Origin of the sequence: Gordonia terrae (assembly GCF_001698225.1) — a bacterium.
GTDB classification, from domain to species: Bacteria; Actinomycetota; Actinomycetes; order Mycobacteriales; family Mycobacteriaceae; genus Gordonia; species Gordonia terrae.
In genome coordinates, this window is sequence record NZ_CP016594.1 from 5,627,118 (window position 1) to 5,652,554 (window position 25,437).

General features: G+C 67.9%; 22 protein-coding genes. 12 read left to right on the forward strand and 10 right to left on the reverse strand.

Annotated elements, in window-relative coordinates; translation table 11 throughout:
* Nucleotides 1-56: 56 nt before the first annotated feature.
* From BCM27_RS24960 to BCM27_RS24975, 4 genes are read left to right on the forward strand one after another with little or no spacing between them, the layout of a single operon-like run.
* A complete protein-coding gene (locus BCM27_RS24960) occupies nt 57-455 on the forward strand; it encodes a universal stress protein (RefSeq protein ID WP_004021033.1) in 399 nt (132 codons plus the stop codon).
* A complete protein-coding gene (locus BCM27_RS24965) occupies nt 445-1,008 on the forward strand; it encodes a tripartite tricarboxylate transporter TctB family protein (protein ID WP_004021032.1) in 564 nt (187 codons plus the stop codon). The genes BCM27_RS24960 and BCM27_RS24965 overlap by 11 nt, the downstream gene beginning before the upstream one ends.
* Nucleotides 1,008-2,513, forward strand: coding sequence for a tripartite tricarboxylate transporter permease (locus BCM27_RS24970; RefSeq protein WP_004021031.1), 1,506 nt, complete (start codon nt 1,008-1,010; stop codon nt 2,511-2,513). Before BCM27_RS24965 ends, BCM27_RS24970 begins: the two co-directional genes overlap by 1 nt.
* Nucleotides 2,513-3,184, forward strand: a complete 672-nt coding sequence (locus BCM27_RS24975) for an RraA family protein (RefSeq protein WP_004021030.1) — start codon at nt 2,513-2,515, stop codon at nt 3,182-3,184. The genes BCM27_RS24970 and BCM27_RS24975 overlap by 1 nt, the downstream gene beginning before the upstream one ends.
* Nucleotides 3,185-3,334: 150 nt before the next feature.
* Here the strand turns inward: BCM27_RS24975 and BCM27_RS24980 are convergent, their stop codons facing one another.
* From BCM27_RS24980 to BCM27_RS25000, 5 genes are read right to left on the reverse strand one after another with little or no spacing between them, the layout of a single operon-like run.
* A complete protein-coding gene (locus BCM27_RS24980; RefSeq protein WP_004021029.1) occupies nt 3,335-4,078 on the reverse strand; it encodes a TetR/AcrR family transcriptional regulator in 744 nt (247 codons plus the stop codon).
* On the reverse strand, nt 4,075-5,676 hold the full coding sequence (locus tag BCM27_RS24985; protein WP_004021028.1) for an FAD-dependent monooxygenase: 1,602 nt from the start codon (nt 5,674-5,676) through the stop codon (nt 4,075-4,077). Before BCM27_RS24985 ends, BCM27_RS24980 begins: the two co-directional genes overlap by 4 nt.
* Before the next feature lie 10 nt (nt 5,677-5,686).
* On the reverse strand, nt 5,687-7,405 hold the full coding sequence (locus BCM27_RS24990) for a (2,3-dihydroxybenzoyl)adenylate synthase (protein WP_004021027.1): 1,719 nt from the start codon (nt 7,403-7,405) through the stop codon (nt 5,687-5,689).
* Nucleotides 7,402-9,723 carry a hydantoinase B/oxoprolinase family protein gene (locus tag BCM27_RS24995; RefSeq protein WP_004021026.1) on the reverse strand — a complete coding sequence of 774 codons (2,322 nt, stop codon included), beginning with the start codon at nt 9,721-9,723 and terminating at the stop codon, nt 7,402-7,404. The genes BCM27_RS24990 and BCM27_RS24995 overlap by 4 nt, the downstream gene beginning before the upstream one ends.
* Before the next feature lie 34 nt (nt 9,724-9,757).
* On the reverse strand, nt 9,758-11,866 hold the full coding sequence (locus BCM27_RS25000; RefSeq protein ID WP_004021025.1) for a hydantoinase/oxoprolinase family protein: 2,109 nt from the start codon (nt 11,864-11,866) through the stop codon (nt 9,758-9,760).
* A gap of 265 nt (nt 11,867-12,131) precedes the next feature.
* Here BCM27_RS25000 and BCM27_RS25005 point away from each other — a divergent pair, with 265 nt between their 5' ends.
* Genes BCM27_RS25005 through BCM27_RS25020 form a run of 4 tightly spaced genes read left to right on the forward strand, consistent with a single transcriptional unit; the run spans nt 12,132 to nt 15,077 of the window.
* Nucleotides 12,132-12,887: a maleate cis-trans isomerase family protein gene (locus BCM27_RS25005; protein WP_004021024.1), complete on the forward strand. Its 756-nt coding sequence runs from the start codon at nt 12,132-12,134 to the stop codon at nt 12,885-12,887.
* 29 nt (nt 12,888-12,916) lie between these two features.
* Complete coding sequence (locus tag BCM27_RS25010; RefSeq protein WP_004021023.1) at nt 12,917-13,579, forward strand: VOC family protein; 663 nt, start codon at nt 12,917-12,919, stop codon at nt 13,577-13,579.
* Complete coding sequence (locus BCM27_RS25015; protein WP_004021022.1) at nt 13,576-13,821, forward strand: hypothetical protein; 246 nt, start codon at nt 13,576-13,578, stop codon at nt 13,819-13,821. The genes BCM27_RS25010 and BCM27_RS25015 overlap by 4 nt, the downstream gene beginning before the upstream one ends.
* On the forward strand, nt 13,818-15,077 hold the full coding sequence (locus BCM27_RS25020; protein ID WP_033204197.1) for a hypothetical protein: 1,260 nt from the start codon (nt 13,818-13,820) through the stop codon (nt 15,075-15,077). The genes BCM27_RS25015 and BCM27_RS25020 overlap by 4 nt, the downstream gene beginning before the upstream one ends.
* Nucleotides 15,078-15,158: 81 nt before the next feature.
* Here the strand turns inward: BCM27_RS25020 and BCM27_RS25025 are convergent, their stop codons facing one another.
* From BCM27_RS25025 to BCM27_RS25035, 3 genes are all read right to left on the reverse strand, one after another.
* Nucleotides 15,159-15,434, reverse strand: coding sequence for a hypothetical protein (locus BCM27_RS25025; protein WP_004021020.1), 276 nt, complete (start codon nt 15,432-15,434; stop codon nt 15,159-15,161).
* 84 nt (nt 15,435-15,518) lie between these two features.
* A complete protein-coding gene (locus BCM27_RS25030; protein ID WP_004021019.1) occupies nt 15,519-16,610 on the reverse strand; it encodes an alpha/beta fold hydrolase in 1,092 nt (363 codons plus the stop codon).
* A complete protein-coding gene (locus tag BCM27_RS25035; RefSeq protein WP_033204331.1) occupies nt 16,607-17,602 on the reverse strand; it encodes a stage II sporulation protein M in 996 nt (331 codons plus the stop codon). Before BCM27_RS25035 ends, BCM27_RS25030 begins: the two co-directional genes overlap by 4 nt.
* Before the next feature lie 111 nt (nt 17,603-17,713).
* Between BCM27_RS25035 and BCM27_RS25040 the strand changes: the two genes are divergently transcribed.
* Together BCM27_RS25040 and BCM27_RS25045 are read left to right on the forward strand one after the other, a co-directional pair.
* A complete protein-coding gene (locus tag BCM27_RS25040; protein ID WP_033204201.1) occupies nt 17,714-18,556 on the forward strand; it encodes an RDD family protein in 843 nt (280 codons plus the stop codon).
* Between the two features lie 339 nt (nt 18,557-18,895).
* Nucleotides 18,896-19,861, forward strand: coding sequence for a lipase family protein (locus BCM27_RS25045; protein WP_239450636.1), 966 nt, complete (start codon nt 18,896-18,898; stop codon nt 19,859-19,861).
* A gap of 298 nt (nt 19,862-20,159) precedes the next feature.
* Here BCM27_RS25045 and BCM27_RS25050 read toward each other — a convergent pair whose 3' ends face one another.
* Entirely contained in the window at nt 20,160-21,353 is a 1,194-nt protein-coding gene (locus tag BCM27_RS25050; RefSeq protein WP_004021015.1) for an acyl-CoA dehydrogenase family protein, read from the reverse strand.
* Nucleotides 21,354-21,425: 72 nt separating this feature from the next.
* On the opposite strand from BCM27_RS25050, the gene BCM27_RS25055 reads away from it, so the two are divergent.
* Nucleotides 21,426-21,758 (forward strand): TfoX/Sxy family protein, encoded by a 333-nt coding sequence (locus tag BCM27_RS25055; RefSeq protein WP_004021014.1) that lies wholly within the window; start codon nt 21,426-21,428, stop codon nt 21,756-21,758.
* 171 nt (nt 21,759-21,929) lie between these two features.
* On the opposite strand, the gene leuS is transcribed toward BCM27_RS25055, so the two are convergent.
* Entirely contained in the window at nt 21,930-24,812 is a 2,883-nt protein-coding gene (gene leuS, locus BCM27_RS25060; protein WP_004021013.1) for a leucine--tRNA ligase, read from the reverse strand.
* A gap of 108 nt (nt 24,813-24,920) precedes the next feature.
* On the opposite strand from leuS, the gene BCM27_RS25065 reads away from it, so the two are divergent.
* Complete coding sequence (locus BCM27_RS25065) at nt 24,921-25,430, forward strand: SdpI family protein (protein ID WP_004021012.1); 510 nt, start codon at nt 24,921-24,923, stop codon at nt 25,428-25,430.
* The last annotated feature ends 7 nt before the right edge of the window (nt 25,431-25,437 follow it).

A 25,437-nucleotide genomic window follows, 5' to 3' on the forward strand; every position in this document is an offset into this window, starting at 1 on the left:
ATGACCCCGGACCTCCACCGCACAACCCCTGCCTCACACGACATCACGGAGACATCATGACCATCCTTGTCGCCTTCGCCCACACGCCCGAAGGCCGCGCGGCGCTCGAACACGGCCGTCGCGTCGCGCGCAGCGAGAGCTCGCAACTGATCATCTTCGACATGGACACCCCCGCTGTCGACGACGACGGCGGCATCCCCGAGCCGGACTTCGCCCGTGCCGGAAACCCGATCGACGACATCGCGATCCGCTGGGTCGGCCATCGCCGGGAGGACTCCGATCCGGCCGCCGAACTCATCGACGTCTCGGAAGAATTGTCCGCCGATCTCATCGTCGTCGGCCTGCGCCGACGGTCGCGGGTCGGGAAGCTCCTGCTCGGCTCCAACGCGCAGCGCATCCTCATCGACGCCGAGGTCCCGGTCCTCGCGGTGAAGGCAGCCCATCATGACGACTGACAACGCGGCGGCCCAGCCCGCCGACACGTCGATCGACGACGGACCGGTGCGCGCCCGCCGACCCCTCACCGGACGGAGCGGTCTGGTCGTCGCGGGCTTGATGCTCGCGCTCGCCGTCTACCTGACCGCCGGTATCATCGGCATGGAGATCCCGGGAAGCGCGGCCACTCCCGGGCCGGCGTTCTTCCCGATCATCCTGACGATCTGCGCCTACCTCATCGCCGGTCTCCTGACCGTGCAGACGCTCCGTCACCCCGACGAGCCCGATCCCGACATCGTCCCACCCGCAACCGGACAGTGGCGCACGCAGAGCGATTGGCGTGCAATGGGTCTCGTCCTGGCCGGGCTCATCGCCTTCACCGTGCTGCTGATCCCGCTGGGTTGGATCCTGTCCGCCGCACTGCTGTTCTGGATGGTCGCCCACGCCATGGGTTCCACCCGCCCGATTCTCGACATCGGGGTGTCCCTCGTCGTCTCCTGTGCCGTGCAGGCGTTCTTCTCGGCGGGCCTCGGTCTGAATCTGCCCGCCGGCATCCTGGGAGGGCTGTTCTGATGGACAACGTCTCGCTTCTGCTGGAGGGCTTCTCCCAGGCGCTCACGCCGATGAACCTGCTCTGGGTCTTCATCGGCGCGCTGCTCGGTACCGCGGTGGGGGTGCTCCCGGGTCTCGGTTCGGCGATGGCCGTCGCGCTGCTGCTCCCGGTGACCTTCACCCTCGACCCCACCGCCGCGTTCATCATGTTCGCCGGTGTGTACTTCGGCGGTCTGTTCGGTGACTCGACCATGGGCATCCTGATGAACACGCCCGGCGGGTCCACCGCCATCGCGACATCGTTCGAAGGTCACCGAATGGCCAAGCGCGGGCGGGCCGCACAGGCGCTCGCCACCGCCGCCATCGGCGCCTTCATCGGCGGGATGATCGCGACGACGATCGTCGTGTTCTTCGCTCCCAAGCTGGCCGACCTCGCCATCCAGTTCGGTCCCGCAGAGTATTTCGCACTGGCCGTCTTCGCGTTCATCGCGATCGCCTCGGTGGTCTCCGACTCCGTCATCAAGGGCCTGACCGGGTTGCTCATCGGTCTGATCCTCGCGGTCATCGGGATCGACGGGATCTCCGGCACCCAGCGCTTCACCATGGGCGCTCCCGAGTTGTTCGACGGCATCAGCATCATCGTGATCACCGTCGGCACCCTGGCCCTGGGCGAGGTCATCTATGTCGCTTCGCGCATCCACCGCACTCGTGCCCCGGACGCGGACGCCGTCATCGGCCGGCCCTTCCTCAAGCGCGCCGAGTTCCGTGAGGCGCTCCCGGCGTGGCTGCGCGGCACCGGTTTCGGTGTTCCGTTCGGCGTCATCCCGGTAGGTGGCGCGGAGGTTCCCACGTTCCTCGCCTACGGAACCGAGCGGCGCCTGGACCGCAAGCGACCCGACCCCCAGTTCGGACAGGGCGCCATCCGCGGCGTCGCCGGACCGGAGGCGGCGGGCAACGCGACGTCGGGCACCGCGATGGGAGCCCTGCTCGCCATGGGCCTGCCCACGTCCGCCACCGCGGCCATCATGCTGGCTGCGTTCCAGCAGTACGGCCTGCAGCCCGGACCACTGCTATTCGAACGCAACGCGGACCTCGTGTGGACCCTCATCGCCAGCCTGTTCATCGGCCTGGTCATGCTGCTGATCCTCAACATGCCGTTCGCCGCCATCTGGGCGAAGCTGCTGCTGATCCCCAGGCACTACCTCTACGCGGGCATCGCGGTGTTCTGCGTCCTGGGCGTCTACGCAACCTCGGCCGCGATCACCGACCTCATCCTGGTCATCGCGATCGCGTTCGTCGGATATCTGCTGCGCCGTTACGGTTTCCCGCTCGCGCCGGTCATGATCGGCGTCGTGCTCGGCCCCCTCGCCGAGACCAGCCTGCGCAACGCGATGATGTCGAGCGGCGGGGATCCGAGCGTGTTGGTGGGCAGCGCGATCACCTGGGTCCTCTACGGCGTCCTCGCTGTTGTCGTCCTGTTCACCGCGTTCCGCCGCCTGCGCATGCGGACACGTCAGGACACGTGATGCGCACAACCACCGACCGCGCACTCATCCGTTCCCGGTTCCTCGCCGTCGACGTCGCCAATGTCGCCGATGTCCTCGACGACCTCGGCCACCGCGATCAGGCGCTCGGGACCGACTTCGCCTGCGTGGCCGGACGCGAACGTCTGGCCGGGTGGGCATTCACCATCTCGGGCGCGATGAGCGACGCCCCGGGTCGGGACCCGCTGAAGGCGCAGGCGTGCAGCCAGATCGGCCCGGACGAGGTCTCCGTGTGGGAGGGGAACGGACTTGGTGTCTGCTACTTCGGTGAACTCGTCGCGATCGGGATGATGCAGCGGGGTTCCCCCGGCGCAGTGCTCGACGGCGGTGTCCGCGACCGGAAGTGGCTGCACGAGATCGGCTTCACGACATTCTCGCGCTACCCGACGTCGGTCCAGACCAGCGGCCGCTGGCGCGTCGAGACGTGGCAGCAACCCGTCACCCTGCCGGGCGCGTCCGGACAGCCGGTCGACATCGAGCCCGGCGACTTCGTCCTCGGCGACGACGACGGTGTCATCGTCATCCCCGCCGCGCTCGTCGACGTCGTGCTCGAGGCCGCCGAAACCATGACGGACAAGGAAATCGACGTCCGTGCGGCGATCCGCAACGGCATGACCCTCGCCGATGCGATGACGCAGTTCGGCCGAATCTGACGGTGGCGATCCCGTTAGCACCCCTGCCCTCTGCGGAGAGCGTGCTCGTCAGCCCTTCGTGGCTCGTCGCTATCGCTCCTCGCACCTCAGGGAGCAGAAGCCATGCGGCCGTTTCGGATCAGGGACCAGGAGTCATGCGGCCCTTTCGGATCAGGGAGCAGGGGGCTCCGTGCGTTCCCGCACCTCCCGCTCCAGGTAATCGAGGTTTTGCCGCATCTGCGCGATGAGTCGTTCCGCGCCCGACACGGTGTTGTCCGCATCGGGGTCGACGACCGAGTTGACCGCCATGTCGGCCAGTTGGCGCGCGACCTTCCGGTCGCTCTCGCTGTCACCCGGGTGATGCCACCAGGCCAGCCAGTTGAGCATCCCGACGATGCCGAGCGCGGAGATCCGTGGATCGGCGGCACGGAACCGGCCCCCGGCGATACCTTCCTCCATGACCGCCACCAACTCCTTGAGCACCCGCCTGCGGCTCTGCCGGTAGGTCTCGGCGAGCGCGGGTGGCAGCTCCGCCTCCGAGCGGATCAGCAGCCGGAACCGATCCAGGGTCTGGGTCTGGTGGAGTGCAATGGACATCGCCATCTCGTGGATCTTCCCGACCGGATCGAGGTCGGCTCGCTGATTGATCTCGTGGAGCAGGATGGCCGGTTCCTCGGCGATCTCGCTGACCAGCCGGGCGAACAGCTCGTCCTTGTTGGCCACGTAGTGGTAGAGCGCCGGACGCGTCAGGCCGGTGGCGTCGGCGATGTCCTGAAGGGTGGTGCTCGCCAGCCCGCGTTCGGCGAACAACCTCGTGGCCTGCTCCATGATCTCGCGTTCGACCAGCTCACGCCGTGAATTGCTGCGGCCGGTGCGCCCGGCGGCCGGCGACTCCTGGGGCGTCGAGCTGGTCATAGGCGAAGGATAGTGCGTCCGGCCCCCGCGCCGCGCCCGACCTCCGGGACGTCGTCCGGGACGTCGCCGTCGGTCACGGCGAGGAGATCGGTGCGCAGACTCACCAACCCGGCGACGAGATCGTCGTAGGAGCCGGTGGGCGCCTCCACGACGACCAGCGCGTCCGTCTCCTGACGCAGGCGCTCGCCGAGGTCCAGGCGCGTCAGCACCGCGTCCCGGTCGCCGCGGCCGGTCAGCCACACCGCGGACGCGCCCGTAGCTGCAGCGAGAAGAGGTACCGCGGCCTCTCCCCAGGCGGAGTCGATGTCGACCTCGAGCCGGGTGGTTCTTGGGTCGAGCAACAGCTCGGCGGGGGCCTGCCGGGTCGGGAACGTCCAGGGCCCGTGTGACAACGGTTGTCCGACAACCCACGTCGACAATCCGCCGGCGGGGACAGCAGCATCGTCGACGCCGGCATACGCGGCGAGACCGCGGCGGGCCACCTCGGGCGCCGAGGACGCGAAGCGGTCGAGTCCGACCTTCCCGGCACGGGTCATGTACGCGATCATCAACTGGTCCACCGGGATTCCGGTGCGGCGGGGGAACGACTCCCACCACCGCTCGCTACGCGCCGCGATCGACTGCAGATACTCGACGTTCGGCCGACGCGCCGACTCGTAGGCCGACAGCGCCTCGTCGAGCGTCGTCGCACTCCGGACCGCGTGATCGAGTTCGATTGCATCCTCCATCGCGAGTTTGGTTCCCGAACCGATCGAGTAGTGCGCGGTGTGTGCGGCGTCCCCCAGGAGCACGATGTTCCCGGAGTGCCACCGGGCGCAGGTGACGGTGCGGAACCGTAGCCACCGCGTGCGGTTGCCGATCAGCCGGTGCCCGCCCAACGTGTCGGCGAAGGCGTCTTGAAGATACGCCAGCGCGGTCTCGTCGCTGTCGGTCATCGGGGTCTTCTCGGTGGAGAGATCGAAACCGGCGCGACGCCAGGTGGTCTCGTCGGTCTCGATCAGGAACGTACTCCGGTCGGACGCGTACGGGTAGGCGTGCGCGACGAAGGTGCCGTGTTCGGTGGTCACCGGCGTGAAGATGGCACTCGGCAGCGCGAAGTCCGTTCCGCACCAGAGGTACAGGCCTTCGCCGGTGCTGATGGCCGGACCGAGGTCGTCGGCGAGATCGGTGCGGGTGGCGCTGTTGACGCCGTCGGCGGCGACGATGAGGTCGGCGTCGAGGTCGGCGACCGACCTGCGCGCGCCGAACTCCAACCGCACACCCGCGTCCGTGGCATGGTCCTGCAAGACCTCCAGCAGTGTCGTCCGCGCGATCGCGAGCAACTCCCCGTGGGACAGGCGCGCGACGTCGTCACCGACCCGCATCGACATCTCGTGTGGATGCGACACCGCGACGATGGCGTCGAGGGACGCAGGGTCCGCCTCGCGCAGATTCCGCTGGGTTCGGGATGCGAGTCCGACGCCGAATCCGAAAGTGGTGTCGGGCGAACCCTGTTCGTACACGGTCACCTCGGCATCGGGGTGACTACGCTTGAGCAGGCGCGCTGCGTACAGCCCACCCGGACCGCCACCGAGCACGGCGATTCGACTGAGTTTCATCGTTTCTTCCTCACTGATCAGTTCGCTCGAGCTTGTCCACGACGTCGGCGCGGAGTCTCTTCTTGTCGATCTTCCCGACGTTCGTCTGAGGCAGTTCCGGCACGTGCTCGAGTCGCTCGGGCCACTTGAACTTGGCCACGCCCAGCTCTTCAAGGTGTGCGCGAACACTCGCCATCGACACCGGCTCGCCGTCCGCGGTGACCAGGTATGCGCAGGTCCGCTCACCCAGCCGCGGATCCGGCATCGCGACGACCGCGGCGTTGCGCACTCGCGGATGCGTGACGAGCAGCTGTTCGACTTCTTCGGCGTTGATCTTCTCGCCACCGCGGTTGATGAGGTCCTTGATGCGCCCCTCGATGGAGAGGTGGCGTTCGCCGTCGACCAGCACGATCTTCGCGAGATCCCCGGTCCGGTAGAAACCGTCGGATGTGAACGCGTTCCGATTGTGGTCGGCGGCGTCGAAGTAACCGGGGATCGTGTACGGGCCTCGGCAGGACAGCTCACCGACCTCGCCGTCGGGCACCTCGATCTCGGTGCCGGGGTCGAGGATGCGGATCTCGTCCCGCGTCGCGATCGGGGTGCCGACGGTGGCCAGCCGCGACTCCTCCAAAGCATTCCGCGGAGAGACCGTGAACAGGCCCTCGGACATCCCGAAAAGCTGACCGACCCAGCGTGTTCGGCCAACGGCCCGGTCGAAGAGCTCGCGACTCGGCTTGGCGCCGGACAGGATCACATTGCGCAGGAACGCACTCGGCTCGTCGAACTGAGGATCGGCGACGGCCTGATAGTGCCCGTGTCCGATCAGGACGTCCGTGGCCTGTTCCCGTGCCATGAGCGGGAACGCCTTCGACACGTCCGCGGTCGCGAGGACGAGACAAGCTCCCACCGAATGCGCGGCATGGAGTCCACAGCTGATGCCCGCGTTGTGGATGATCGGGATCAGGTGCGCGACGCGCGTCTCCTCGGTCCACCCCAGGCGCCGTGCGTACAGCAGGGCGTTGTCCCAGTACTCGACGTGCAGCCGCGGAATCACCTTCGGCACACCGGTGGTGCCGCCCGACAACTGGAAGACGCAGACGTCGAGCGGGTCGATGCCGGCCTGGATCGAGGTCACCCGCGCTCGGGCCTCCGCGGGTGCGGTTCCGGTGCCGAGCGCCTCCACGGGGTGCACGTCGTCGCCGACGTCGTCGAGCGCCCCGATGGTGAGGATCGTCCGCAGCGTCGGGTGGCCCTGGGCCTGCTCCCGCGCGAACTCGACGAGGTCGAAACCGAGCCCCGCCTCGACGATGTGTCCGACGGCGCCGACCGCACGGGAGATGTGACCGATCTCGTGCGCGCGGTGCGCCGCCAGCGTCGCCACCGGCACCAGCCCCGCTTTGAGACAGCCGTACCAGGCGAGGACGGGCTCCATCCGATTTCCTGCCTGGAACAGCACCGGGTCGCCGGGCACCAGGCCGAGATCGAGCAGTCCCGCCGCGATCCGATCGGTGCGAAGTCCCAACTCGGCGTACGTCATCGAGGCCACGTCGGTCACCACGGCCGGACGATCGGGAAAGCGGTCGACGGTGTCCTGCAGGCGATGAACCAGCGGACGGTCGGTCCACTCCCCCGCCTTCCGATAGACCGCAGCGCGGTCCGCCGGGTACCCGACCAGTCGGTCGCCCCAGCGTGACCGACCAGGTCCCGGAGTCCGGGCCGACGATCGCTCGGGGGTGGAGGTCACCGTCATCGACCCGCCACCGCCGGGAGCAGTTGCGCGAGTTCGGCGACGTGGTCGGGATGGTCGACCGGCACGATGCCCGAGTAGACGGCCGTGAAGCACCCCGGGCAGCATTGCTGCCGGAACACCACGTCGGTGTCGACGTATTCGCGGGGATCGGAGGTGACCTGCGGACCGGCGTCGCTCGACGGGCCGTCGTAGCGTGCCAGGTCGAGCCGGCCGGACTTGCTGTCGCCCAACAGCCTTCCGCAGTGTGCGCAGCCCACGACGCGGGCATCGCCGATCGTGGCCTCGACCAGGTTGTCGTCCAGTCGACGGGCGCGAGCCAGGTCCAGGGTCGCCTCTTGGCCGGAGGGAAGCTCCGAACGGTTCCGTCGAATCTCGCGCAACTGTGCCCGCTTCGCCTCGGTCCGCGAGTCGTCGACCCGACCGTCGGCGAGAACGACGCCGTAGGTCTCCTCGGCACCGGCGAGGGTCACCTTGCCGTTGCGTACGTCTGTCGCCACGGCTTCCGGCTCGCGGTGCAGCGGGTCGCCATAACCGCCCCCGCCCTGCCAGTGCATGTACAGCACCTCACCAGGGGCGAGGTAGCTCTCGTCGTAGCACGCGCCGATCTCCTTGTTCCCGGTCAGTTCATCCATCGATCCGGGAATTCGCCCCTGTGCCAACAAGTCCTGCACGCCGGAATCACGAACGAGTATCTCCAGGCCGGTGTTGCCGGGCAGACCCCCCGCCAATCCGGAGTTCTGGGCCACCGCCTTGCCCGCCGAGGCGAACACGAGCCCCATCGGCAGACTGGTGCCGTACGGAGTGACCGCCAGCGACGCCGACACCCCGCCGCGATGCCGCCCCGGACCGCCGGAGTCGGGCTCCTCCCGGCGCCACAGGGTGAGCAGCGGGTAGAGGAACTCCGTCATCTCGGTGTCGGGGATGCGCCCCATCGGGATGCAGAACAGGCCACCGGTGTCCATACCGTCGGCGACCGGCCGCGCGCCGTACCCGCCTGCCATCGGCTCCATCATGATGTTGAGGAACGGCACCGGTTGCTCACCGCGCTCGTCGAGGCCGGCCACCACCGCGGTGTCCCACGTACCGCAACACGACGCCTGCACGTTCTTGCCGAACTCGAGGTGGCGGTCCAACATCTGGGCCAGACATTCCGCGATCAGGTTGCCGGTGAGCCAGGCCGGGCCGATCGGTCCGCGGCTCACCGCGGCCGGGAAGGTCGCGTTGTTGATCGTCCCCTCCTCGGCCACCAGATCGAAGCATCGCATCAGACCGCCTGCCGACCAGGGGATGTCACCGGCGAGGATCGGGAGCAGCGCCAGCATCACCCCGCCGCGCATGCCCGCGTACGTGCAGTTGATGACGCCCGTCTGCGGGTCGGTACCGGTGAAGTCGAACTCGAGGTGGTCATCTGTCTTTGTCATGGCGACGGTGATCTTGTGGACACCGCGGTCGCCGGTCTGGGACTGGTCCTGGTACCCGGTGGCATGCCAGGTGCCGTCCGGCAGGTCGGACAGCTTCGTTCGCAGCCGTCCCTCGGCGTCGGACATCATCCGCTTCATGACGGCCTTGACCGTGTCTGCCCCGTACTGCTCGATGACCGCGAGCAACCGGTCACGTCCGACACTGTTCGCACCGATCTTGGCGCGCAGGTCGAGCCCGACGAGCATCGGGACCCGACTCCGCCGGACCCACACGTCGGCGACGTCGCGCTGCAGCTCGTAGTCGCGAACAACCTTGATGGGCGGCGTCGGAAGCGACTCGGAGAACACGTCTTTGGCAGCCGGGTCGAAAGAGCCCAGTCCGGACCCGCCGAGGTCGGGCTCGTGGCAGATCGCACTCGTCCAGGCGAACAGCTTGCCGTCGTGGAAGACGGGCTGGTAGACGATCACATCGCTCTGATGCAGTCCGCCGCCGACCCACGGGTCGTTGCACAGGAACATGTCACCCTCGGCGATGCCCGGATTGAGCGAACGGTGCTGCAGCGTCCAGTAGATGGCGAGGTCCACCGCGCCGACGAGCATCGTGTTGTACAGCCCGACCTGGACCTCTTGGCCCAGTTCGTCGCTGACCGCGAAGTCGAAGTCGTTGGCGTCGGTGACAATCGGCGATCCCGACATCCGTTTGAGGGCTTCACCCATCTCGTCGGTGACCGACCACAGCCGGTGCCGGATCACCTCGTAGGTGAGCGGGTCGAGTGCATCGATCTGTTCCTGCGAGACGGTGTGCACCGGCAACGACGGCGGCAGGGATCGGGCCAGCGCGTCGAGATCGGTGGGTCGGCTCGAGAAGACCTCCGAGCCGGGAATGGGTGCGGTCATGAGAGCGACTCCTGTGATTGCTGCGTGTGGTCGGTCATGCGGGATCGACGGTGATGTTCAGGTTGCCGAGGCGGTCGATCTCACCGGTGGTGTCGTGCGGGACCACCACCGTCGTGGTGGGCACCTCGATGACGGCGGGGCCGGGGATGATGTGGCCGGCTCGTAGTCCGGCGTAGTCGTAGATGTCGGTGTCGACGAAGCCGCGCCGGCCGTCGAGGCAGACCTTTCGCACACCCACGTGCGCCGACGACGGGTCGGTGGTGTCGGCGGTTGCCAGTTCGGGCAGCTCCGGCGAGAACGGCAGGATCCCCGTGCCGCGCACGCGGTAGGTGATGGCCTGGATGCCCGCCTCGCGGAATCCGCTGTCCTTTCCGTAGAGATCCGCGTACTTCTTCTCGAATGCCTCTGCTGCGTCGACGATCTCGGTGGATGTCAGCGAACCGTCCGGTAGCGGGGTCGCGACCTCGGCCAGCTGCATGCTGTATCGCATGTCGATCTCGCGCTCTATCTCGACCGCGGCGAACTGCAGGCCCTGACGGTCGAGCTGACCGCGTACCTGTTCCTCGAGGACCTTGAAGTTCTCCTCCACCCGGGCCGGGTCGACCGGCATCGCTGCCGGGTCCGAGAGTTCCTTGGCGAGAACGATGTTCGACGATGCCAGGCCGTAGGCGGAGAAGGCGGACGCCACCTGGCCGAGCGGGACGACGACCCGGGACACCCCGATCTCCTGCGCGTACAGGCCGCAGTGCGCCGGGCCCGAACCGCCGAACGCGTAGACGATGAAGTTGCGGGGATCGTGACCGGCCTCGACGACCGTCTTGCGCAACAGGTCTCCGGTCTGGGCGTTCTGCACCGCGTAGATGGCCGCGGCGGCCTCTTCCACCGACAGGCCGAGGGGTTCGGCGATGCGGGTGCGGATCGCCTCGCGGGCGAGCTGCAGATCGAGCGCCTTGCGACCACCCAGCAAGCCGCGCTCGGGCAGGATGCCGAGGACGAGATTGGCGTCGGTGTTGGTCGGTTCGGTCCCGCCTTGCCCGTAGCAGGCCGGACCCGGCACGGCTTGAGCGCTGTGGGGTCCGATCTGGAGGTTGCCGCCGGCATCGATCCAGGCGATCGCGCCGCCGCCGGCGCCGATCGCATGGACCTCGAGCGTGGGGACGTTGATCGGGTGATGGTTGATGATCGTCGTCGACGACCGGACCGGCTCGCCGTCGACGACGAGCCCCACGAGGAAGGTCGTGCCGCCCGCGTCGGTGGCGATGATGTTGTCGTGGCCGAGCTGCCGACCGAGGGACACCGACCCGACGACGCCGCCGGTCAGCACCGAACCCACCGTCGAGATGGCATTGCCCGGTGCTTCGGACGCGGCGACCGCGCCGCCGTTGCTCTGCATGACGAGGAGGGGACCGGCGAGCTGATGGTCGCGCAACCTGCCCTCGAGTTCGCCGAGGTAGTCCCGGAGGCCGGGGCCGATCTGGGTGCTCATCACCGTGGTCGCGTTGCGCGCGAACTCACGGATCCGTGGACTCACCTCACTCGACAGCGAGACGAACACGGTGGGGTCGATCTCGGCGACGATCTCGCGAATCCGCTGTTCGTGAGCGGGGTTACGGAACGACCACAGCAGCGAGACGGCGATCGCGGAGATCCCGTCGTCGAGCAGCCGGCGGACCGCGGAGCGCACCTCGTCCTCGTCCAGCGTCACCACGACACGACCGTCACGGTCCATGCGCTCGGTGACCTCGAGCGCGTGACGCTTGTGGATCAGACCGTGGGATTTGCTCTGCGCGAGCACATTCTGCAGCTGTTCGGGTGACCGTCCGAGGTAGCGGCCCTCGACGTTCATGATGAAGATCGAGTCGCGGTGCCCCTTGGTGGTGATGAATCCGACGTCTGGCACCCGGCCCATCACGAGCGCGTTCAGCGACGACGTGGTGCCGTGCGCGATGTGGTGGGTGTCGGCGAGCATGTCGTCGAGTGGACGGCCCAGCTGCTCGGCCAGAACGGTCAGGACGTCCATCACACCGGCCGAGTAGTCCGACGGAGTCGATGGCGCCTTCCCGGCGACGACCAAGCCGTTGCCGTCGTCGAGGACGGCGTCGGTGAACGTCCCGCCGACGTCCACACCGATCACGTATGTCATGGCCAGGTACTCCTTCGTTGTCCGGGCTTCGAGGCCCTACAGGTCGGTTTACGTTGGCGTTGAGTATTCGACGTGATCGACCATGTGTCAAGCATTTGATATGAGCTGGGTCACCCCTGATTGTCCCCTACTCGCCCATCGCTGCAGGTCAGCACGGCCGCAATCGGCACCTTGACGAATCATCATTCGCGTCGAATAATCATCGTCAGCGTCAACTTGGCGCGATCGGCCCGCTGCACGGGTCGCGATCGAAAGGACCGGACCCATGGGTGTCCACCGCATCGGCCTCGTCGTGCCGAGTTCGAACGTCACGGTCGAGACCGAGATGCCGGCCCTCCTGAACCGGCACCCGATCTCGCAGTTCTCGTTCCATTCGACCCGGATGAGGATGCACACGGTGTCCCCGGAACAGCTCGCCGCGATGAACGCCCAACGCGAGCGGTGCGTTCTGGAGATCGCCGATGCCTCGCCGGAGGTGATCCTCTACGCCTGCCTGGTTGCGCTGATGGTCGGTGGACCGGGCGAGCACCAGCGCGTCGAGGGTGCCGTCGCGGAACAGCTGGCCACCGGCGGCTCCGACGCGATCATCCGGTCGAGCGCCGGCGCTCTGGTCGAAGCGCTCCGCGCGCTGGATGCCCGGCGCATCGCCCTCGTGACCCCGTACCTCCGGCCACTCGCCGAGAAGGTCGTCGAGTATCTGAACGCCGAGGGCTTCGAGGTGATGGATTGGCGGGCCCTCGAAGTCGCGGACAACGCGGAGGTCGGATGCATCCCCGGTGACCGCGTCATGACCGCCGCCCGGTCCCTCGAACTGGACGGCGTCGATGCGCTGGTGCTGTCCTGTTGCGTCCAGATGCCGTCGCTGGATCTGATCGACGACGCCGAACGAGAGTTCGGCCTGCCCGTCCTGTCGGCCGCGACGGCGGGCGCCTACAGCATCCTGCGCGGACTCGGCCTGCCGGCGTCCATCGAGGGCGCGGGGAGCCTGCTGCGCGCCGACATCGCCACCGTCCCGGCCTGATCACTCATCCCGATTCTTCTGGAGCTCTCATGAATTCACTCCCCCACAAGGTTCGTGGCGTCGACCACGTCGCCTATCCCACCTTCGATCCGGCCGCGACGGTCCGCTTCTACCGCGACGTCCTCGGTTTCCCGGTCGTGCACTCGATCTGCGCGGCCGGCTGGGGACCCGACAAGCATCCCGACTTCATCCACTTCTTCTTCGACATCGGCAACGACGACCGGCTGGCGTTCTTCTACTACTTCGGTCTGGAGCCGTTCGACGGTGGCCCACAGGGTGATTCGTACTCACGATTCGCCGAGGACGTGCCGATCTGGTTCATCCGCTCGCGCCATCTCGCCATTCACGTCGACGACGAGAGCGACCTGTTGGAATACCGACGACGCCTCGACGCCAGTGAGTGGCCGGTCGAGATGCAGATCCAGCACGAGACCATCGAGTCCATCTACACCCACGACCCGAACGGTTACATGATCGAGATCACCCGCGCCATGCGACCGGTGACGCCGCAGGAGGACCTCGACGCCAACCTCACCATCGAGGCCCTCATCGACGTGGTGTCGCAACCGAATCCGAGCATGGATGCCCTGCTCGTACGCAAGGCGGAACGGATCCTCGAGCGTGCATCAGACTGGCAGGACCAACAGACGACCGGCAGCGTCCTCGCCGGTGGGGAGGTATCGTCGCGATGACGACGTTCTTCGTGCTCGACGTCCCCGAGAACAAGGCGGTCGCCGCGGTCGCCGGCGAGGCACCGGGTGTCACCGTGGATCACATCGGCCCCTACTTTCGCATCTCCTCCGACGACGCCATCGTCGTCGACCGGCGTGCAACCGGGTGTCGGCATGCCGTCTGGTACAGCAGCGTCGCGGGTCTGCTCGATTCGCGGATCACGCAGTGGGACAAAGACGCACTGAAGGTCCAGGCACGGTGAGCGCGACCACGACCGCCGGCGCGAACAGGTTGGGAGCCGGACGCTACATCGAAGCCGCCGAGCAGCCGTCGGACACCACGACCTCCGTCCACGAGCTGACCACCGCCGACGGCGCCAAGGTCACCGGGGTCCTGCGCACCGTCCCCGGCGCGACCGTGGTGGTCGCACTCATGCACCCGCGTCAGGACCTCACGCATCATGTGCTCGTCCCCGAACTGCTCGCCCGAGGGTTCGCGGTGTGGACGCAGGGCACGCGTTCGGTCAACAACGACCTCACATTGATCCACGAACAGGCCATCCTCGACGCCGCGGCGGGACAGGCCTTTCTCCGCGAACGCGACTTCGGATCTGTGCTCACACTGGGTCATTCGGGTGGCGGCGCGTTGTTCGCCTTCTATCACCAGCAGGCCGGACTGGCGCCCGGTGACCGACTGACCACGACTCCCGCCGGGCGGCCGGTGGACCTGGCCGGCGCCGACATGCCGTTACCCGACGGCGCGATCTTCCTGGCCCCGCACCCCGGTCAGGGCGAACTGCTGCTGCGCCTCATCGACCCGTCGGTGACCGACGAGGACGATCCGCTCGCCGTCGACCCGGCGCTCAATCCGTTCGATGCGGCCAACGGATACGCCGAACCGCCGGAGAGCTCTTCTTATACAGCTGATTTCGTCGAGAGGTACCGGGCTGCGCAACGCGCTCGCGTCGAACGTCTCGACGCTGTCGCACGCGAACTCGTCGCCGAGACCGGCCGCGCCCGTGGCCGTTTTGCCGACAGCGCGGATCCCGTCGACCGCCGGGCCGCGCTCGCACCGCGCGTCATGACGGTCTACCGCACCGACGCCGACCTGCGATTCCTCGATCTGACACTGAGTCCCAACGACCGGCCGTACGGGTCACTGTTCGGCCGGCGTCCCGATCTCACGGATTACGGCCTGGTCGGGTTCGGTCGGCTGGCGACCCCGGATGCGTGGCTGTCCACGTGGTCGGGTCTGTCGAGCAACGCCGGATTCCTCCGCTGCGCCCCCGGTGTCCGGGTGCCCACGCTGTTCGTCGAGCTCACCGGCGACCAGGCGTGCTTCCCCGAGGATGCGGTGGCGATGGTGAACGCTCTCGGCGCGGGCGATGTCACGCACGTCCGCGTCGAGGGAACCCATTTCGGCGGTCCGATCCGCCGAGATGCTCCGAGCGGCGCAAGCCTGGCCGCCGCCGAGATCGGCGGCTGGCTCGCGCAGCGGTTCCCGCAGTTCACCCCCTGAGGTGCAAGTAGCGCAAGCCGCCGGGCCGAGCAAGCGACGAAGGAGCGTGTCGAGGTCGACGAGCCACGAAGGGCGCCGTCGTCACTTCTTCGCAAGCGCCGCCCGGTAGCCGAGGAAGCCCACGTAACCAGCCAGCCCGACCAGGCCCAGGCGTCGGGTGCGCTTCGACACCAGCGCCGCACCGATTGCGGTCTCGCAGGCGCCGTTGCGGTAGGTCCACGTGGTGGTGTCGTCGGGGAACACCGGCGCGGTGATCGGCGCGAACGCTTGCGGGGCGACGAAATGCGCGAGCCCCATGGCCGCGAGTCCCCCGCCCACCAACGAGACCTTGTCCAGCGATTGCTTGCCTGCGGCCATCAGAGTGTTCCCTCCGTCGTCGAGTCTTTCCGGTGATCGTATGCACTCAGGTGGGTCCGGTTGCGGCGACCCACTCCTCGGCCGTCAGTGACCGCCGGCCTCGAGTGCGCGGCGCAGACCCCAGATGTAGTCGTCCGGCCGCTCCCACGCGGCGAAATGTCCACCGCGATCGAACTCGCGCCAGTCGGCGACAGCGAAGTGACGGTTCGCGAACTGCCTCGGAGCGTTGACCAGATCGTGGGCGAACAGCGTGAACACCGTCGGCGTCTCGACCCGCGGCCAGTCTTTGGCAGCCCTGGTCGCGTAGGGGCCGAATGATGTCGCGATCGTGCCGGTCAGCCAATACGCGGTCACCCAGGTGAGGACCTCGTCGTAGGAGAACACGCGGGTGATGTCACCGTCGCAGTCGGTCCAGCGCAGAAGCTTCTCGACGATCCACGCCGCCAGTCCGACCGGAGAGTCGCCGAGTCCGACCGCCAGGGTGTCCGGCCTCGTCGACTGCTGGTGCATGTATCCGCCCTCGGCGGCCTGCCACCGATGCCCGCGCTCCACATACGCCACCTCCTCGTCGTCGAGGTCGGGCGGGAGGTCGGTCAAGAAGTGATACTGGGATACATCAGTGAGGTGCAGTGATGCCACGCGCTCCGGGTGGCGGGCGGCCAGGGCTTCCGCCACATCACACCCGACGTCGCCGGCCGAGACGGTGAACCGGTCCACACCGAACTCCGTCATCGCGGCAGCGACGGCATCGGCCATCTGAACCGAGGACAAGCCACGCGCGACGGGCGTGGAGAACGGGAACCCGGGGAGCGCGGGCGCCACGTAGGACACATCCCCCAGGAGGGGAAAGAGCCGCTCGAACCGCAACACCGAGTCGGGCCAACCGTGGAGCAGCAGCACCACCGGTGCGCGCCCGCCGTCGGCCTCGGACATCACAGCCCGCACGGGCACCTCGGCCCGCTCTGTCTCCACCCAGCCGAGCTCCGCTATCCGATCCTCGTGGATCCGCCAGTCGAACCCGGTCGTCCAGTGATCGACGAGGTCATCGAGCAACTCCGGATCGAATCCGCCGGCCCCGGCGACGTCGGCGCGCGGGATCGACCGGAAGCGAAGCAACCGGTCCCGGAGACCGTCGAGCGCGGCGGTCGTGCTGCGACGGAACATGTCCCGGGTCACCGCACCGTCGGTGCGGTCAGTCCGCGGTCGGTCTCGTCCAGATCACCGGTGTCGCCGTACTCGTACGCTCGGCGGCCGGCGACGAAGACGTATGCCATGAACAGCGACCAGGCCGTCACGCCGATCCCGATCCGCGCCCAGGTCGGGAGCGGGGACGGCGTGACGAACGCCTCGATGACCCCGCACAGCAACAGCACGACGACCAGGCCCAGTGCCACGCCGACCGCCGCCCGGCCCTCCTCGCCGAGAGCCGCTGCGCGCGTACGATTTCCCGGGGACACCCACGCCCAGAAGATCCGCAGTCCCACCCCCGCGGCGACGAACAGGCAGGTCAGCTCGAGCATCCCGTGCGGCAGGATCAGTCCGAAGAACAGGTCACCACGACCGTGCCGGATCATGATCGACGCCACGACCACCAGATTGAGGATGTTCGTGTAGAGCATCCAGATCACGGGGAACCCGAAGACCCCTAACGCGATACACAGCGCGGCCAGCCAGAAGTTGTTGGTCCACACGCGCGCGGCGAACGACGTCGCCTCGTATTCGCTGTAATAGTTCTCGAAGTCGTTGGTCACGAGGCGCTCGATCTCGCCCGGTGACGCGAACGAGCTCTCGATCCGCGGGTGCTCGAGGACCCACCACGTCATGATCACGGCTGCGCCGAGCGACCCGCCCATCACCGAGAGCCACCACCAGCGCATCCGGTACAGGGCGGCGGGGAACGACCTCGTGAAGAACTCGATCACCGTCGCCGGCGTGCTGACCCGGGTACCGGTCGCACGACCGCGAGCGCGTGCCAGCAGAGCCGACAGGTACGCGACGAGCGACGCATCGGGGGCGGTCGAGCGGATGACCGACAGATGGGTGGCCACCCGCTGGTAGGTGTCGATCATCTCGTCGGCCTCGGCACCGGTGAGTCGGCGGTGCCGCGAGAGCGCGTCGAGCCGCTCCCACGTCGCGCGATGCGCGGAGACATAGGCGTCGAGGTCCACGCGGCCAGCGTATCCGGCATTCTCGCGCCGGCGACGCGTGTCATTCAGCGGACGTCCGCGCTGTGTGTTCCCGATGCCGCCTCCCGGGACCGCGTCGTAGGGTGAGGCGTGATGACTCATCCCGTGCCGCCGCGACCCCCCGCCTGGGGATCCGGCGCCACGGCGACGGTCGGAGTCGGGCGCGACGACCTCGTCTCCGGCGAAGCGGTCGCGCTCGCACTGCCGCCCGCGAACATCGGCTATCGGATTCTCTCCGGCATCATCGACGTCCTGCTGGGGTTCGGGCTGTGGCTGTTCTTGTGGTGGTTGTCGTTCAAGGTCGCCGGCGAGGCGAGCGAGGCGTGGCGGGGAACCATCAACACGCTGATCCCGATCGTCGCCGTCGTCGCGCTCCCGACACTGCTGGAGACACTGACCCCGGGAAAGTCCGTGGGCCACCTCGTCCTCGGTCTCCGGACGGTCCGGGACGATGCCGGACCGACGGGCTTCCGGCACTCGCTGACCCGCGCCCTGATCGGTTTCGTCGAGCTCTACGCCTGCCTCGGGCTCCCCGCCCTGATCTCGGCGGCCATCTCCCGCCGGAACAAGCGTCTGGGTGATCTGCTCGCCGGGACCTACGTGATCCGCGACCGTCATCGGCTGGTCGAACAGGCACCCATCGACATGCCGCCGGGCCTGACGTCGTGGGCCGTCTCGGCCGACATGGCCGCACTTCCCGATCGGCTCGCCGTGATCATCCGCCAGTTCCTCAACGGCCGGCACGGCATGAAACCCGAACCGCGGGCCCACGCCGCGCGACGGATCGTGTTCGACGTCGCACCGTTCGTCGCCCCGGCTCCCCCACCCGGGGCCCCGTTCGAGGACGTGTTGTCGGCGATCATGGCCGAGCGCCGGCGCCGCGACACCGAACGCCTGGCGCGCGAGGCGGAACTGCGCGCGCGTCTGTTGCGATGATCCGTGCCTCGGGCCGCTCGGCACGCCACGCGCGGTGGCCGCGGCGGTTACGCTGCTGGGGTGACGGTGCCGGCCCCCTCCGCGAGGGACACGAGACGAGCCGGCGGGCGGCGCCCGGCCTCCGTCTTCCTCGCCGCCGGAATGGCCTGTGCCGCGGTCCTCGCGGGCGGCGGACCGTCATGGGCGGCGCCGGCCGAGGGGGCACCGGCGGTCCAGCAAGTGATCCCCCGCATCATCGATATCGAGAGCGTGACCGACCGGACCATAGCCCTCCCCCAAGCTGATTCGACGCTTCGCGTGCGATACACCTCGACTTCCGTGCGAGGAGTGCCCACGGTGATGTCCGGTACCCTCCTCACGCCGTCGACCCCTCCCCCGCCCGGCGGCTGGCCTCTTGCCGTCTGGAACCACATGACGGTGGGCGCCGCCGACGTCTGTGCGCCGTCCGCGGCGCACGCCGGGCACCCCGAACTGCCTCGGATGGTCTCCGGCGACGCCATCGTCTCGCGCCTCCTCGACGCCGGATTCGTCGTGGCCCGGCCGGACTTCGAGGGAATCGGTTCGCCCGGTCCGCACCCCTACCTCATCGGGCGTTCGCTGGCGCGGTCGACGATCGACATGGCGCTCGCCGCGGCCGATCACGACGCACGCATCGGTCGTGACGTCGTTGTCGCGGGCCACTCGGAGGGCGCCGTCGCCGCCTTGTCGGCCGCCGGCCGTCCCTCCTCGGAGTGGGGACATCTGCGGCTGCGCGGTGTGTCGGCGCTCGCACCGCCGACACGGGTGGCCGACCTGCTCGACGGGGCGTCGAACATCCCGGTGGCCGGGCCGGCGATCGATGAACTCATGGGGTTGGCCGCGTTGATCGGAAGTGGCGCGGCCGCAGCAGATCCCGGCTTCGATGCGTTGATGGAGAACGGGGGGCTCAGTGCCCGAGCGCGTGCGCTACGTCCACAGGTGGAGACCCGGTGCTACGCCGACCTGACCGCGCCGGACTCCTTCGGAGGTCTCGCTCCGACGCAACTCCTCGGCCCCCGGGGCGACGAGATGAAGCGGGAACTGCTCGAGGTGCTCAGGGCGAACGACGTTGCCCGTCTGCGGTTTCCACCAGGACTCCCGGTGCGCATCGACTCGGGAACCGTGGACACCGTGTCCCCGCAACCCCTGGTGTCCGGTCTGGTCGACACCTACCGACGGGCAGGGGTGTCGGTGACCTACTCCGACCACTTCACCGGACACCCGGGAGTGGCGACCGACCGCGACAACGCGGCCGTCATCGCCCGCTGGCTTGTCGCTCAGAGGTGAGGACTTCGGGGCTACTGCCAGACTTCAACTCGACTGCCAGACTTCGATCGAGGTCTGGCAGTCGAGTTGAGGTCCACCGGTCGATGCTTCATCAACAGAAGAATAGGAACCTTTCTAACGCACGGAAGCTATCGCCACTGCAAGCCGCATTGCAGAACGGCACCCGTCCGGCGCGCCACGAACGATCGATTGCCGCGAGCAACCGCGCATAGTGTGCATCGACATCTACGTTCGGGGCGAACAGTGCACAACTGGTTTTTCTTTGCCTGGCACTGGTGTTCGCTGGACCAAGGAAGTGCTACCTCAGATCGGTGGAGGTCTTGCCGAGTAGCCGTCGCGCGATGATCAACTGCTGGATCTGCTGTGTGCCCTCGAAGATGTCGAGGATCTTCGAGTCACGCGCCCACTTCTCCACCAGTGAGGCCTCGGAATAGCCTGCGGTGGCGCCGATCTCGACGGTCTTGTTGGTGATGTCGGTGACGGTACGGCCGGCCTTCGCCTTCGACATCGAGGCCTCGGTCGAGTTCGGCTGCTTGTTGTCCGCCATCCACGCGGCCCGCACCGTGTGCAACCACGATGCCTCCCAATCGGATTCGAGTCGGATGAACTCGGCGACGGTGGCGTGCTGCGACGTCGCAGGACGGTCGTAGTCGATCTGGTGACCGACCTCCTCCAACATCCGCCGCAACTCCTCGAGGGACGCGCGGCCGAGCCCGATGGCCATCGCCGCGACGACCGGGCGGGTGTTGTCGAAGGTCTGCATGACCCCGCCGAAGGCCTTCTTGGTGTCGATCTCCGGCGAACCCAGGAGGTTCTCGGCAGGCACCCGCGCATTCTCGAAGCGGATGACCGCCGTGTCGGAGGCCTTGATGCCCAGCTTGTGCTCGAGACGGGCGACGGTGACACCGTCGGTGGTCATCGGGACGACGAAACTCTTGATGGCCGCGCGTCCGACGCTCTTGTCGATGGTCGCCCACACGACGACGTGGTCGGCGCGCGAGCCCGCGGTCACGAAGATCTTCTCGCCGTTCAGGATGTACTCGTCGCCGTCGAGCGTCGCGGTCGTCGACACCGCCGCCGAGTCCGAGCCGAAGCTCGGCTCGGTGATGGCCATCGCCGCCCACACATCGCCGAAACGCTCGAGCTGCTCGGGGTTGGCCACCGCCGCGATCGCCGCGTTGCCGAGGCCCTGGCCCGGGATCGAGAGCAGCAGGCCGACGTCGCCCCAGCTCATCTCGAGAGCGGAGAGCAGACCGCGCATGTTGGCGCCGTTCACCGACGGCGCGTCGGAGGCCGGCTTCTCGGTGTCGTCCGACTTCTCCGAGGATCGGCCCTGCTTGGCGAGCTTCGCCAGTTCGTCGAGTTCGACCGGATACTCGTGCTCGGCCTGGTCGTACTTCCGCGAGATCGGCCGGAAGAGGTGCTCGGCAGCCATGTGGGTGCGCTCGACCGTCGAATCGAACTTCTTCGGGAGCTCCAGGTTGATCGCCATGTCAGCACCTTACTGCGCAGTAAGTTCCTTGCCAAGTCCCGGTCCGTGACCGAAGCCGAATAGCCTGGACCGGTGGCGTACGACGAGGAACTGGCCTACCGCATCCGCGCTCTGCTGGCGACCGAGTGCGGCCTCGACGAGAAGACCATGTTCGGCGGGCTGGCCTTCCTGATCAACGGCAACATGGCCGTCGCTGCCAGTGGCAAAGGCGGGATCATGGTCCGCGTCGCACCCGAGGAGACCGAGACCCTCCTCGAGTACCCGCACACCCGGCCGATGGTGATGTCCGGCCGTGAGACCCGCGGGTGGCTACGCGTCGACGACGCGGGCATCGCGACCGACCGACAGCTCTCCCGCTGGATCGCCATCGGTTCCGACTTCGCGCGGAAGCTGCCGCCGAAGTAGATAGCGTCGCCCTTCGAGGCTCGTCGCTTACGCTCCTCGCACCTCAGGGGGCAAAGAGGCGTCGCCATCGCTCCTCACACCTCAGGGGGCAAAGAGGCGTCGCCATCGCTCCTCACACCTCAGGGAGCAAGGGGGCGTCGCCATCGCTCCTCGCACCTCAGGGAGCAGAGGTCAGGGGACGATGTTCACCATCCGGCCGGGCACCACGATGACCTTGCGGGGCTCGGCGCCGTCGAGGATCGCGACGATCTTCTCGTCGGCGAGGGCGGTGGCGCGCACCGTGTCCTCGTCGGCGTCGGCGGGGACGGTGATCCGGCTGCGGACCTTGCCTTTGACCTGGACCGGGATCTCGACGGTGTCCTCGACCAACCACGCCTCGTCGGCCACCGGGAACGACGCCCGCACCACGAGCGTGTCGTGACCCAGCCGGTGCCACAGTTCCTCGGCGATGTGCGGGGCCAGGGGGGCGAGCATGGTCACGAGCGGCTCGACGGCATCCCGCGGCGCACCCGATTTCTCGAAGTTCTTGGTGAGATGGTTGGTCAGGACCGTCAGCTTGGCGACCGCGGTGTTGTTGCGCAGCGCGTCGTAGTCCTCGCGAACGCCGGCGATCGTCTTGTGCAGCAGTCGCTTCGTCTCGTCGTCGAGTTCGGTGTCGGCGACGCGCAGCGAACCGGACTCCTCGTCGACGACGAGCCGCCAGATGCGCTGTAAGAAGCGCTGGGAGCCGACGACGTCCTTGGTCGCCCACGGGCGCGACTGGTCCAGCGGACCCATGAACATCTCGTAGACGCGCAGGGTGTCGGCACCGTAGTCACGGCAGATGTCATCGGGGGCCACCGAGTTCTTCAGCGACTTGCCCATCTTGCCGTACTCCTGGCGGACCTTCGCGCCGTTGTAGAAGAACTCGCCGTTCTCCTCGGTGACCTCCTCGGCAGGCACGTAGACCCCGCGCGAGTCGGTGTAGGCGTAGGCCTGGATCATGCCCTGGTTGAACAGCTTCCGGTACGGCTCGCGACTGGTGACGTAACCGAGATCGAACAGGACCTTGTGCCAGAACCGCGAGTACAGCAGATGCAGCACGGCGTGCTCGACACCACCGATGTACAGGTCGAGGCCGCCCGGATCGTTCGCACCGTGCAGTACCGGGCGCGGACCCATCCAGTACGCCTCGTTCTCCTTGGCACACAGGGTCTCCGAGTTGGTCGGGTCGATGTAGCGCAGCTGGTACCACGAACTGCCCGCCCACTGGGGCATGACGTTGGCGTCACGCGTGTAGGTCTGGACGCCGTCGCCGAGGTCCAATTCGACGGTCATCCAGTCGGTGGCCTTCGCCAGTGGGGGAGAGGGCTCACTGTCGGCGTCGTCCGGGTCGAAGGACACCGGCGCGTAGTCGTCGACCTCCGGGAGTTCAACGGGCAGCAGCGATTCCGGCAGCGCGTGCGGCTGACCGGCGGCGTCGTACACGATCGGGAACGGCTCGCCCCAGTACCGCTGCCGCGCGAACAGCCAGTCGCGCAACTTGTACTGGATTCGTCCGGAGCCCACACCGTCGGCCTCCAGACGTTCGACGATGGCCGCCTTCGCGTCCTCGACGTTGCGACCGTCCAGGAACCCGGAGTTCACCAGGGGACCATCGCCCACGTAGGCCTCGGTCGCGATGTCGGTGTCGGAGCCGATCACCTCGCGGATCGGCAGTCCGAAGACCGTCGCGAACTCGTGGTCCCGGGCGTCGTGGGCCGGAACCGCCATGATCGCACCGGTGCCATATCCCATCAGCACGTAGTCGGCGACGAAGACCGGAACCCGCTCGCCGTTCACGGGATTGACGGCGAAGCTGCCGGTGAAGACGCCTGTCTTCTCCTTGTTCTCCTGCCGCTCGAGGTCGGACTTCGCGGCGATCGATGCGCGGTACTCCGCGACCGCGGTCGCGGGATCCGTTGCACCGCGGGTCCATCGGTCATCGGTGCCGGCAGGCCATTCGCCTCCGGTCAGCTCGTCGACGAGCGGATGTTCGGGCGCGAGGACCATGTAGGTGGCGCCGAAGAGCGTGTCGGGACGGGTCGTGAACACCTCGACGCCGCCGACACCGGGCACGTCGAAGCGAACCTGCGCGCCGCGCGAGCGTCCGATCCAGTTGCGCTGCATGGTCTTGACCTTGTCCGGCCAGTCCAGCAGATCCAGATCGTCGAGCAACCGGTCGGAGTACGCGGTGATCCGCATCATCCACTGCCGCAGGTGCTTCCGGAAGACGGGGAAGTTACCGCGGTCGCTGCGACCGTCGGCGGTGACCTCCTCGTTGGCCAGCACGGTGCCCAGTCCCGGGCACCAGTTGACCAGCGAATCGCTCAGGTACACCAGGCGATGGTCGTCGAGGATTTCGGTGCGCTCGGCGGGGGAGAGGTCGGCCCAGTTGCGCCCCTCATGCTTTCCGCTCAATGCTCGTGCACCCGAGGCGAATTCGTCTACCAGCTCGGAGATGCGCCGGGCCTTGCCCTGGTCGGCGTCGTACCAGGCGTTGTAGATCTGCAGGAAGATCCACTGGGTCCAGCGGTAGAAGTCGACGTCGGTGGTGGCCACCCGACGACGCTCGTCGTGTCCCAGCCCGAGCCGCCGGATCTGGCCCAGGTAGCGCTCGATGTTCTGCTCGGTCGTGGTCCGCGGGTGGGTACCGGTCTGCACGGCGTACTGCTCGGCCGGCAGGCCGAAGGAATCGAAGCCCATCGTGTGCAGCACGTTCTTGCCGGTCATCCGCTGGTAGCGGGCGAAGACGTCGCTCGCGATGAAGCCGAGTGGGTGGCCGACGTGCAGGCCCGCACCGGACGGGTAGGGGAACATGTCCTGCACGAAGAGCTTGTCGGCCGCGTCGGCAGAGCCGCCGCCGAAGGCGGACAGGTCACCGGCGAGCGGCCCGACGGGATTCGGCGCCTCGTAGGCGTGCTCGTCGGACCAGGTCTGCTGCCAGCGCTGCTCGATCTCCCCGGCGACCGACGCCGTGTAGCGGTGTGCGGTCGTGCCGGCGGTGTCGCCGCTCGTCTTCTCGGCTGAAGTCACGCGACCAGGGTAAATCCTGTCGGTCGCAGCCCCCCAATCCGGTCGCTTCCGCGGTGGCCGGCGCCGGCGCGTCCGATACCGATTCTCCGCCGTACGACGCACGGTCGTATGCTGTGGGTCGTGAATGCCGTGTCCGTCGCCGTTGCCGTACTGCTCTTCGTGCTGGCCGGACTCTGGGCGGTGGTAGGAATCCGTGGACTCCGCGGCACCCTCCCGCGCAATCGTTGGATCGGCGTCCGCTCCGCGGAGACCATGCGATCCGACGAGGCGTTCACCGTCGCCAACCGCATCGCCGGGCCCGGCACCCTGGGAGCCGGTCTGATCCTCGCGCTGGGCGGCATCGCGACCCTCGCGGTCCCGAGCGGGTGGGCCGTTGCCTTCGGCCTGGTCTCGCTGGTCGTCGCGCTCGTGGTGATCGGGCTGGTCAGCGGCATCGGCGTACGTGCCGCGGCAGCCGTACCCGTCGACGACGACGGCTGTTCCTGCTGTTCGGGCGGCGACGCCCACGGTCATGCCGCCGACGAGGACACCTCGGGTCCGGCGGCCGATTGCGGCACCAGCAGCTGCGGTGCCTGCTCGTTGCGCGGCGTCTGCGCGAGCGACTCGGCCCAGGCCTGAGTCGGCC